Annotated in this window: 11 protein-coding genes; 8 read left to right on the forward strand and 3 right to left on the reverse strand. The window is 55.4% G+C overall.

Annotated elements, in window-relative coordinates; genetic code table 11:
- The first annotated feature begins 132 nt into the window (after positions 1-132).
- The 4 genes from IM317_RS12820 to IM317_RS12835 are packed head-to-tail and all read left to right on the forward strand — an operon-like array spanning position 133 to position 4879.
- A complete protein-coding gene (locus tag IM317_RS12820) occupies positions 133-2004 on the forward strand; it encodes an amidohydrolase (RefSeq protein WP_033144519.1) in 1872 nt (623 codons plus the stop codon).
- On the forward strand, positions 2004-2411 hold the full coding sequence (locus IM317_RS12825) for a DoxX family protein (protein ID WP_033144518.1): 408 nt from the start codon (positions 2004-2006) through the stop codon (positions 2409-2411). Before IM317_RS12820 ends, IM317_RS12825 begins: the two co-directional genes overlap by 1 nt.
- Positions 2408-4027, forward strand: coding sequence for an MFS transporter (locus tag IM317_RS12830; RefSeq protein WP_033144517.1), 1620 nt, complete (start codon positions 2408-2410; stop codon positions 4025-4027). Before IM317_RS12825 ends, IM317_RS12830 begins: the two co-directional genes overlap by 4 nt.
- Positions 4028-4057: 30 nt before the next feature.
- A complete protein-coding gene (locus tag IM317_RS12835; protein WP_033144516.1) occupies positions 4058-4879 on the forward strand; it encodes an alpha/beta fold hydrolase in 822 nt (273 codons plus the stop codon).
- Between the two features lie 108 nt (positions 4880-4987).
- On the opposite strand, the gene fosA is transcribed toward IM317_RS12835, so the two are convergent.
- A complete protein-coding gene (fosA, locus tag IM317_RS12840) occupies positions 4988-5413 on the reverse strand; it encodes a FosA/FosA2 family fosfomycin resistance glutathione transferase (protein WP_023303023.1) in 426 nt (141 codons plus the stop codon).
- 199 nt (positions 5414-5612) lie between these two features.
- Here fosA and trpS point away from each other — a divergent pair, with 199 nt between their 5' ends.
- The 3 genes from trpS to IM317_RS12855 all read left to right on the forward strand — a co-directional run bounded on the left by trpS (position 5613) and on the right by IM317_RS12855 (position 7472).
- Complete coding sequence (trpS, locus tag IM317_RS12845) at positions 5613-6617, forward strand: tryptophan--tRNA ligase (RefSeq protein ID WP_033144515.1); 1005 nt, start codon at positions 5613-5615, stop codon at positions 6615-6617.
- Between the two features lie 177 nt (positions 6618-6794).
- The gene (locus tag IM317_RS12850) at positions 6795-7139 is read left to right on the forward strand and encodes a hypothetical protein (protein WP_071993570.1); all 345 of its coding nucleotides are present in this window, start codon (positions 6795-6797) and stop codon (positions 7137-7139) included.
- A 72-nt stretch (positions 7140-7211) separates the two neighbouring features.
- The gene (locus IM317_RS12855) at positions 7212-7472 is read left to right on the forward strand and encodes a hypothetical protein (protein WP_223998094.1); all 261 of its coding nucleotides are present in this window, start codon (positions 7212-7214) and stop codon (positions 7470-7472) included.
- A gap of 58 nt (positions 7473-7530) precedes the next feature.
- Here IM317_RS12855 and IM317_RS12860 read toward each other — a convergent pair whose 3' ends face one another.
- Positions 7531-7998: a SymE family type I addiction module toxin gene (locus tag IM317_RS12860; RefSeq protein WP_072196597.1), complete on the reverse strand. Its 468-nt coding sequence runs from the start codon at positions 7996-7998 to the stop codon at positions 7531-7533.
- A gap of 302 nt (positions 7999-8300) precedes the next feature.
- Here IM317_RS12860 and IM317_RS12865 point away from each other — a divergent pair, with 302 nt between their 5' ends.
- Positions 8301-9251 (forward strand): HNH endonuclease, encoded by a 951-nt coding sequence (locus IM317_RS12865; protein ID WP_050595271.1) that lies wholly within the window; start codon positions 8301-8303, stop codon positions 9249-9251.
- 38 nt (positions 9252-9289) lie between these two features.
- Here the strand turns inward: IM317_RS12865 and IM317_RS12870 are convergent, their stop codons facing one another.
- Entirely contained in the window at positions 9290-10330 is a 1041-nt protein-coding gene (locus IM317_RS12870) for a DUF4917 family protein (protein ID WP_080277753.1), read from the reverse strand.
- Positions 10331-10425 lie beyond the last annotated feature (95 nt).

A 10425-nucleotide genomic window follows, 5' to 3' on the forward strand; every position in this document is an offset into this window, starting at 1 on the left:
GTAATTATCTCTTCGTATAGTTAACCTTAGGTATAGTTATACTTTGGTATACCTATCCTATTGTATAACTGGATCTTTGCCGAAACCGGTTCCCATAATTCTGACCATTCCCCTCTCAGTCAGGAGCAGTTTATGGTTACCCTTGGTAAAGCCGATCTCATTCTGGTTAACGGCCAGTTTCACACCGTCGATCGCGAGAACCCCGTCGCGGAAGCCGTTGCCGTGCGCGACGGAAAATTTCTGGAAGTGGGTACCGTCGCCGAGGTGATGCAGCACCACTGCGAAGGCACCAAAGTGGTCGACTTAAAAGGCCACACCGCCATCCCCGGCCTGAACGACTCGCACCTGCACCTCATTCGCGGCGGGCTGAACTACAACCTTGAGCTGCGCTGGGAAGGCGTGCCGTCGCTGGCCGACGCCCTGCGGATGCTGAAAGAGCAGGCCCTGCGCACGCCGTCGCCCCAGTGGGTGCGCGTGGTGGGCGGCTGGACCGAGTTCCAGTTTGCCGAGCGCCGCATGCCGACCCTCGATGAAATTAACGACGCCGCGCCGGATACCCCGGTCTTCATCCTGCACCTGTACGACCGCGCCCTGCTCAACCGCGCCGCGCTGAAGGTGGTCGGCTACACCAAGGACACGCCAAACCCGCCGGGCGGGGAGATCCAGCGCGACGCCAACGGCAACCCGACCGGGATGCTGATTGCCCGTCCGAACGCCATGATCCTCTACGCCACGCTCGCCAAAGGGCCGAAGCTGCCGCTGGAGCAGCAGGTCAACTCCACGCGCCAGTTCATGCGCGAGCTCAACCGTCTGGGGCTGACCAGCGCCATCGACGCGGGCGGCGGCTTCCAGAACTACCCGGAAGATTACGAGGTGATTGCCGAGCTGCACGAGAAAAAGCAGATGACCATCCGCATCGCCTACAACCTGTTTACCCAGCGTCCGGGCCACGAGCTGGAAGATTTTGAAAAATGGACCGACATGCTCACGCCGGGCCAGGGCAGCGACTTCTTCCGCCACAACGGCGCGGGCGAGATGCTGGTCTTCTCCGCCGCCGATTTTGAAGACTTCCTCGAGCCGCGCCCGGACCTCGCGCCGGGCATGGAGGACGAGCTGGAGCGCGTGGTGCGCCATCTGGTGGAGCACCGCTGGCCGTTCCGCCTGCACGCCACCTATAACGAATCCATCAGCCGCATGCTGGACGTCTTCGAGAAGGTGAACCGCGACATTCCGTTCAACGGCCTGCACTGGTTCTTCGACCATGCGGAAACCGTTACCCAGGCCAACATCGACCGCATCAAAGCGCTCGGCGGCGGCATTGCCGTGCAGCACCGCATGGCGTTCCAGGGCGAGTACTTTGCCGAGCGCTACGGCATCGAAGCCACCCGCCACACGCCGCCGGTGGCAAAAATGCTCGAGACCGGCGTGCCGGTGGGCTTAGGGACGGACGCCACCCGCGTGGCGAGCTACAACCCGTGGACCGCGCTCTACTGGCTGGTCTCCGGCCGCACCGTCGGCGGGATGCAGATGTACGACCACAGCGCCCGTCTGGATCGCGATACCGCCCTGATGCTCTGGACCCAGGGCAGCGCGTGGTTCTCCAGCGAGCAGAATCAGAAGGGGCAGATCAAGGTCGGCCAGCTCGCCGACCTGGCCGTGCTCAGCAAAGACTACTTCCGCGTGCCGGAAGAGGAGATCAAGGGCATCGAGTCCGTCCTGACGGTGGTCAACGGCGATATCGTTTACGCCGCAGGCGCTTTTGGCCCGCTCGCGCCGCCTGCCATTCCGGTTCTGCCCGAGTGGTCCCCGGTGGTGAAGGTGCCGGGCCACTACCGCAGCGCGCCGCCGCAGGCCGCCCGCGTCGGCATGAGCGCCGTTCACCACTGCAGCGGCCCGTGCGGGGTTCACAGCCACCAGCATGATTTCGCCCGCACGTCAGAGATGCCGGTGTCCGACGATAACGCTTTCTGGGGGGCGCTGGGCTGCAGCTGCTTTGCATTCTGATGAAAAACACCTTTGCTCTGCCCCGGGTCGACCTGGGGCTGTTCTTCCTGCGCCTGACCGGCAGCCTGCTGCTGCTCTACGTGCACGGCCTGCCGAAGGTGCTGCACTTCAGCGAAGAGCTGACGCGCATTGAAGATCCGTTCGGCTTCGGGCCTTACGCCAGCCTGATCCCGGCGATTGTCGCCGAGGTGATTTGCCCGCTGTTTATCATTGCGGGCGTGTACACCCGCCTGGCGTGCCTGCCGATTATCGCCGTGCTGCTGGTGGCGATGCTGGCGGTCCACCCGAACTGGTCGATTGCCGAAGGGCAGTTTGGCTGGCTGCTGCTGATTATCTTCACCACCCTCGCCCTCACCGGGCCGGGCCAGTGGCGGCTGCAGCGTAAGACAGCGGAGAGGTACGCATGACCCAGGTTAACGACGTTCGCGACGCACACGTCGAGACGACGCCCGCACCGACGGTTTCGCCCTGGCAGCCGCTGAGCCAGCCGGTGTTCCGCATGCTGTGGATCGCCACGGTGGTCTCTAACGTCGGCTCATGGATGAGCGACGTCGGCATCAACTGGAGCATGCTGACTCTGAGCGCCGACCCGCTGGATATCGCGCTGGTGCAGGCGGCCAGCAGTCTGCCGATGTTCCTCTTCGCCCTGCCGTCCGGGGTGATGGCGGACATCGTCGACCGACGTAAATACCTGCTCTTCTCCCAGCTGTGGGTGTTCATCGCCGCCGCCGGGCTGACGGTGCTCTCCTTCACCGGACACGTCACCCCCGCCGTTCTGCTGGTGGCGACGTTTCTGCTGAGCGTGGGCGCGGCGATGAGCTCGCCGCCGTTCCAGGCCGTGGTGCCCGATCTGGTGAGCAAGCCGGAGCTGGGCGCCGCCGTGGCGCTGAACTCGCTCGGGGTGAACATCAGCCGGGCAATTGGCCCCGCGCTGGGCGGTTTTCTGCTGTCGCTCGCCGGGCCTTGGATGGTGTTTGCCCTGAACGCGCTGTCCGTGGTCGGCGTGGCGTGGGTGCTGTGGCGCTGGCGTCCGGCACCGTCCATTCAGCGCCTGCCGCCGGAGCACTTCTTCTCCGCGGTACGCTCCGGGATTCGCTACGTGCACGCCGCGCCGGTGCTGCGCAACGTGCTGGTGCGCACCGTGGCCTTCTTCGTTTTCGGCAGCGCGGGCTGGGCGCTGCTGCCGCTGGTGGCGCGCCGCGAGCTGGGCTTAGGCCCGGCGGGCTACGGCGTGATGCTGGCGTGCATTGGCCTGGGGGCGATTGCCGGGGCCATTCTGCTGCCGCGCCTGCGCCAGCGGCTCGACGCCGACCGCCTGATGGTGGCCGCCAGCCTGACCTTTGCCCTCACCATGCTGGCGCTGGCGTTCGTGCGCCACGTCTGGCTGCTCAACCTGTTTGAGTTCTTCACCGGCTTCGCGTGGATTGCGGTGCTTTCAACGCTGAACCTCGGCGCGCAGCGCAGCGCCGCCCGCTGGGTGAAGGCCCGCGCGCTGGCGGTGTACCTGACGGTGTTCTTCGGCTCGATGACCGCGGGCAGCGCCATCTGGGGGCAGATCGCTTCCCGCTTCGGCACCCCGACCTCGCTGGTTGTCGCCACGCTGGGGATGGTGCTGGCGAGCGCGACGGTGTTTCGCTGGAAGCTGGGCAAAGATCCGGATCTGAACCTCGACCTCAGCGGCCAGCCGCTGGACGGCGTGGAGATCGATCTGCCCAACGAGCGCGGCCCGGTGCTGGTGTCGCACGAGTACATCATCGACCCGCAGAACACCAGGGCCTTCCTGGAAGCCGTACACGAGCTGCGCCGGGTGCGCCGCCGCGCCGGGGCGATGAGCTGGGCGGTATACGAGGATATTGAGCGCCCCGGTCTGTTTATCGAGACATTCCTGATGGGCTCGTGGATTGAGCATCTGCGCCAGCAGGAGCGCCACACCATGAATGACCTCCTGCTGCAGAGCCGCGTTCTGGCTTTTCATCAGGGCACAACATCACCGGCAATACGCTACCTGGTCGCGCCGGTATAACCATAACCATCACCTGCACAGGAACACACTATGGCAACGTTTAAGGCAAAAGACGGCACGCAGATTTACTACAAGGACGGCGGCGCGGGCAAACCGGTTCTCTTCAGCCACGGCTGGCCGCTGGACGGCGACATGTGGGACAGCCAGCTGAACTACCTGGCGGAGCGCGGCTTCCGCGCCATCGCCTTTGACCGTCGCGGCTTTGGCCGCTCGGATCAGCCGTGGAACGGCTACGACTACGACACCTTTGCGTCCGACATCAACGACCTGATCACCACCCTGGATCTGCAGGACGTGACGCTGGTGGGCTTCTCCATGGGCGGCGGCGACGTAACCCGCTACATCAACAACTACGGCAGCGCGCGCGTCGCCGGTCTGGCGCTGCTGGGCGCGGTGACGCCAATCTTCGGCAAATCCGACTCCTTCCCGCAGGGTGTGGATCAGAGCGTGTTCGACGGCATTCGCGACGGGCTGCGTAAAGATCGCGCCCAGTTCATCAGCGACTTCGCGACGCCGTTCTACGGCATCAACGCCGGGCAGACCGTCTCTGCCGGTGCCCTGACCCAGACGCTGAACATCGCCCTGCTGGCGTCGCTGAAGGGCACCATCGACTGCGTGACCGCGTTCGGCGAAACCGACTTCCGCCCGGATATGGCGAAAATCGACGTGCCGACGCTGGTGATCCACGGCAGCAACGACCAGATCGTGCCGTTTGAAAGCACCGGCAAGCTGGCGGCAGAGATGATCAAAAACGCCACGCTGAAGGTGTACGACAACGCGCCGCACGGCTTTGCGCTGACCCACCAGGACCAGCTCAACGAAGATCTGCTGGCGTTTGTGAAGTCGCTGTAATTTTTTCCAGGCCGGGTAAGGCGCAGCCGCCACCCGGCGCTTTCGCTCCGCCAGCGTCACGTAGCCAATGATTGCTGAGACAGGACCTGCAGGCTGAAGGTGCGCGGCTCAAGCCTCGTCTGAGGTAAACACCATACCCGCGTAGGGCTTCTCCCGACACGCCGCCAGCCGCGCGGCGAGGCTGCCCACGTGCAGCTCCAGCTTGTGCCCGTCCGGGTCGAGAAAATAGAACGACGCCCCCTCGCTTTTGTTCTGCTTCCAGACGGTGACGCCCGCCTGCTCCAGCCTTTGCGAGAACGGTTCAAAATCTTCTTCCGCCACGGTAAACGCGTAGTGGGTGTAGTCGCTCTCCTGCGGCGGCACGTACTGGCGCGCCTCGTCGTACGACAGGCAGACCCACAGATCGCCGCAGGTGAGATAGGCCCCGGTATTCCAGCGGGCGTGCAGCGCAAGCCCCAGCAGCTCGTGCCAGAAGGTGACGCTTTTTTGCAGGTCGCTGACCGCGAGGGTCAGGTGGTTGAGTGATTGCAGCATGACGTGCCCTTTTGTTTTTCTCGCCGGACGTGATACGGTAAAAGCATGAACATAAACCACGCCGTGCTCACCGTAAACCGCTGGTGGCTGCCTTCTTAAAGGCGGCTCGGAGTAGTTTTCCCCATTTTCAGATAGCCGCCGAAAGGCGGCTTTCACACATCTAAGACCCCTTTCGGCATTACAACGTTAAGGAGTCTTTATGAACGCACCCACCATCCTCACCGGCGACCGCCCAACCGGCCCGCTGCACCTCGGCCACTTCGTCGGATCGCTGCGCCAGCGCGTGGCGCTCCAGCAGACGCACAGCCAGTTTGTGCTGATTGCCGACCTGCAGGGGCTGACCGACAACGGCAGCAACCCGCAGAAGATCCGCGACAACATCCCCGAAGTGCTGGCCGACTACCTCGCCGCCGGCATCGACCCGAACCTGACCACGATCTGCCTGCAGTCCGCCCTGCCCGCACTCGCCGAGCTGACGATGCTGTATATGAACATCGTCACCGTCGCCCGCGTGGAGCGTAACCCGACGGTCAAAAACGAGATTGCGCAGAAGGGCTTCGCCCGCTCGCTGCCGGTCGGGTTTATGGCCTACCCCATCAGCCAGGCGGCGGACATCACCGCGTTTAAGGCCGAGTGCGTGCCCGTCGGCGACGACCAGCTGCCGATGATTGAGCAGACCAACGAGATTGTGCACAAGATGAACAGCCTGCTGCCCGCCCCGGTGCTGCGCCACTGTAAGGCGATGCTGAGCGACACCAGCCGCCTGCCCGGCATCGACGGCAGCGCCAAGATGTCGAAATCGCTGGGCAACACGCTGCACCTTTCGGCCAGCGAAGAGACCATTCATCGTGCGGTCAGCGCCATGTACACCGACCCGAACCACCTGAAGGTGAGCGACCCGGGGCAGATTGAGGGGAACGTGGTGTTTACGTACCTCGACGCGTTTCATCCGGACAAGGAGAAAGTAGCGGCGATGAAGGCGCACTATCAGGCGGGCGGGCTGGGTGACCGGGTTTGTAAGAACGAGCTGGAGGGGTGCCTGCAGGAGCTGATTGCGCCGATGCGTGAGCGGAGGGCGATGTATATGCGTGACAGGGGGGAGCTGATGGCGATGCTGAAGCGCGGGACGGAACGGGCGCAGGGGGTGACGCAGGAGACGTTGAGGGAGGTGAAGGTTGGGCTGGGGGTGCCGGTGTTTAGTTAAGTTAGAATTAGCGGTGGAGTGCGTGGGAAGAGTACGAAGCCGCTAACTCGATTATTACGGAAATAAACGAGGCGCAATAAAGCATTAAATCCATTATTAGCCAATGTCGTTTATCATTCTTCCAAGAATGCTATATTCATGGATTCTTTATATCTTTAATGCGCGGCGTAAAATGATATGAGTAAGTTAATTATTTCCATGCTGAATACGTTACTGTGTGTTTTTGTGATTGCACTGTGCCTCATTTGCTTAGGTATCTCTGATAACTGGAAAGAATGCACTCTAGCTATAATCATTATTTTAGGAGGCACACACCTTACTTGTGTTTTACTGAATCGTGTATTGCCTCATAAGTTATCTATCTTAGAAGAAATACTGGAAGTATTGGGTGGACCACTATTAGTTATAGGCGCAATTGTGTGCTTTGATGTATTCGAACCCTGGCCGCTAAAAATCATTGGGATGTTTGCGTGGATTATTTTGATTTTCTTTGTACCTTCAATAATAAATCCCAAGCGTTAACTCGTTCTATTAATAAACTTATACGTTATTATTGAGAACACCCTAATCGAAGACGATCTTGATATCTGCGGCATGGATGGCGATGCCCAGATTGAAGACTGCGAGGAAGCGTTTGGCGTTACGCTCGTCATTGACGAAGATGGCTATGAGAAAACTTTTTCCCTCGCTGAAAACGAGTTTCTTTTTAGCACCGAGGACATAGATTACTTCGGTATCTGCCGCTTGATTCGCAGGCTACGGGGCATTCCTGAACCTGTGATACGCGATTTAACCGTTGGCGAACTTCATGCTGTGCTGGTTAAGGCTGTGAAAGAACAAATACATCATGATTGAGTTACTTTTAGCGTAGTGCGGGCATGCGCTCACATGCCCGTGCATACTGGTTTGAAGTTTAAACAGCCTGCCCGCTGCCACGCTTAATCACTGGAACATCACCCGTATCATTCAGCGCACCCGGGAAGGTCTTCAGCCACTGCGCGACTTTCTGCTTATTTATATTCACCACGCTCATACCTTCCAGGCATCCCCATAATTCTCTTGTATGTTGTGGCGTAATCACAATGCAGTCTTTCATGGCGCGTATTTTTACCGGCATACCGTTGATAAAGCCTGCACGGGTTAGCCAGTCGCCGCCCAGAAGAAGATATTTCATGTCAATGCGTGCATAGAGTTCGCAGCAGGCGGCACTGTCCTGCGGTGTTTCCGCTCGAGGATGGACGGGCGCCGCGTTGGGCGGGTTGCCGTGCAGACGGCGGGCGCTGTTTTTGCGTACCAGCTCGCGGTTTTCAATCACGCCAGTGAAAGCGTCTGATTCTGTTTTGCAAACAGTAAACTCTGGCTTAAAATTCGTTGCAGCCATATACAACTCCTATCAAGTTGGTTGTGGTTAGCGGTATGGGGGTGTTGCAGCACCTTCATATCGCGAATTCTTCTTTAAATAGTCTTTGATACTTCCTTTCGCCGGTTGGCGTAATTTCTGGTGACCATTATACAGGGCTGAATATAAATACAGCCGTTTGGTATGAGGGAAATTTGGAATTTGCGAGGGGGATTCAGGAAATAGGGTTGTGTGCGGTAAGCTCATGTTTTTGTTGATTGTGGGTTGATTGGTCTGAGTTTTTCGAGCATCATCGCACAACTACTGGCTCCTGTAACCGAACTATGACCATCGCAAAATCTCTTAGTCAAAAAATAGCCGGGATGAAAACATCCTGGTACAACAAAGCACCAGCGTTGAATAAACCCTTACTTGTTCTGTACGTTCTTTCCCAATACAAGAAAGGCCATGAGCGACTTTTCCAGTTTCAGGATGAAATACAAGATCAACTACGGGATTTGCTAAAACGCTACGGGCCAAAACGCAGCAACTATGAAGTTCTTATGCCATTCTGGCGGTTAAAGCATGATGGCTTCTGGGCGCTGGAAGGAACAGACCATTCTTTACTTAAAAGCCCTGAGGAACCGAGGCTGCAGACGGTCTTAGATAACAACGTGCGCGGTGGCTTTGATGTTACCTCGTTTTTTCTATTACAAAATCAGAAACTCCTGATCGATTCGCTTGCAAAACAGGTAGTTGAACAATATTTACCTATAAAATTTCACTCTGAGTTGTTCAAGGAACTGGGATTTGAAACACCTGAGCCATTTGAGGTAAATGAAAGCCCCAATGACCGTATCGCTCTCGTTCAACCAGACATTGATATTATCACACAGGATCTCTCGATAGACGAAACAACCCGAACAGCATTGATTCAGGCCAGAATCGGACAGGGTAATTTCCGGGCAGAATGCCTCAGACTGTATCCCGCCTGTCCTGTAACAGGTATTACCTTTCAGCCATTACTGAGAGCGAGCCATATCAAGCCCTGGTCCGCATGCCAAACTGCGAAAGAAAGATTAGATCCGCATAACGGTCTCATGCTGGCGGCTCATATTGATACTTTATTTGACTCTGGCTGGATTTCATTCGCTAACGAAGGTGACGTTCTGATAAGCAATCACCTTGATTTTGTAACATGCGATAAACTGAATTTACCAGAAAGGATCATTGCATTGCCGAAACCTTCATACAGCTATTTACAATGGCATAGGGAATATATTTTCAAGGGCTGAGACAGCCCTTTCTTACTATATCAATAGGCAAAATATTTTTATCCCCCCCAAACACAAGCGGTTTTGGCATCAAATAGAGTAACTTTCGCATGAAATTTTTCTTTTATGCTTAAAATATGTTTAGCATCTGCTTCAGAATAAACACCAATGTATATACTCCACAATTTAGGTTCTCTTTTTGAAGGAGCATGGACTGCTTTATTTATCGCATCAATAATATGCTCATCATATTCACCAAAATTAAAACCAAAAGTTATCAACGAGCCGTTCAAATTTGACAACTGTTCAAAACAATGTGATAGGTATCTGTTATGTCGGATATGGTTAAGTTTTTCGTCTCCATTACCAGCAGTTACGAATATTGGATAGTCACCAACCTCAAGGCGTTTTTTTACTTTTTCTATTAGAAATCCATCATTACTATACTGCTCTTTTTCAATATTAATCCCTACATCAAAAACATGTAACGCACCGTGTAAATAATGGATATTCTGATGATCTTTATTAGGCCCCCAAATTAAATCACCATACTCAGCCTCTGCACCACGAAGCACCTCTTCAGTATTTTCAAGTTCTCTTCCAAATCCATCAGTTGCATTGTCAATATGTTGACGCATTAAAACCCAATAAAGAAGCATATCATAATTAGTTGAAAATATATGACCACCACTATTAATAAACAACTTTAAAAAAGTAGCACATGCTTCGGCCTTGTGTTCAGGTATTTTGAAAACATGCTCAGGATGCAGTTGGTGTATTGAGCTAAGCAATCCTGCTTTTAGTTTATCGCTCGCATTTCTAATACTTTCTTGAAGAGCTTTACTGGAGTCAAAGGCTTCGAGCAATGCAAGCGTTGTATCTAATTGTTGCATAACGACTTCGAAAATTTTAGTCTTTATAACATCAAATAATTTATTAATTAATGTATCATCCCTTGACGATAAAAATCTACTAAGTGCATTATAAGAAAATATTTCACTATCATATGCCATACTAAAACCATTCCCCATTAATAAAGAGAATGTCCTTTTCTTTTTAATTAGATGATTAATTACTTCATCAAACTTCATAAGTTCCATAGAATTCATTCCAGTCAGAGTTAAATATCATTATTTTCATCACCTGTTAATTTTATACAAACAACAAAAATATAAATGCAATCAATATCACAGAT

Origin of the sequence: Enterobacter cloacae complex sp. S3 (assembly GCF_014930495.1) — a bacterium.
Taxonomy (GTDB): Bacteria; Pseudomonadota; Gammaproteobacteria; order Enterobacterales; family Enterobacteriaceae; genus Enterobacter; species Enterobacter asburiae_B.

Bases quoted from the DNA above. Each gene is read 5' to 3' on its own strand.
- IM317_RS12820 (WP_033144519.1), top strand. From the start codon at position 133: ATGGTTACCCTTGGTAAAGCCGATCTCATTCTGGTTAACGGCCAGTTT.
- IM317_RS12825 (WP_033144518.1), top strand. From the start codon at position 2,004: ATGAAAAACACCTTTGCTCTGCCCCGGGTCGACCTGGGGCTGTTCTTC.
- IM317_RS12830 (WP_033144517.1), top strand. From the start codon at position 2,408: ATGACCCAGGTTAACGACGTTCGCGACGCACACGTCGAGACGACGCCC.
- IM317_RS12835 (WP_033144516.1), top strand. From the start codon at position 4,058: ATGGCAACGTTTAAGGCAAAAGACGGCACGCAGATTTACTACAAGGAC.
- fosA (WP_023303023.1), bottom strand. From the start codon at position 5,413: ATGCTGCAATCACTCAACCACCTGACCCTCGCGGTCAGCGACCTGCAA.
- trpS (WP_033144515.1), top strand. From the start codon at position 5,613: ATGAACGCACCCACCATCCTCACCGGCGACCGCCCAACCGGCCCGCTG.
- IM317_RS12850 (WP_071993570.1), top strand. From the start codon at position 6,795: ATGAGTAAGTTAATTATTTCCATGCTGAATACGTTACTGTGTGTTTTT.
- IM317_RS12855 (WP_223998094.1), top strand. From the start codon at position 7,212: ATGGATGGCGATGCCCAGATTGAAGACTGCGAGGAAGCGTTTGGCGTT.
- IM317_RS12860 (WP_072196597.1), bottom strand. From the start codon at position 7,998: ATGGCTGCAACGAATTTTAAGCCAGAGTTTACTGTTTGCAAAACAGAA.
- IM317_RS12865 (WP_050595271.1), top strand. From the start codon at position 8,301: ATGACCATCGCAAAATCTCTTAGTCAAAAAATAGCCGGGATGAAAACA.
- IM317_RS12870 (WP_080277753.1), bottom strand. From the start codon at position 10,330: ATGGAACTTATGAAGTTTGATGAAGTAATTAATCATCTAATTAAAAAG.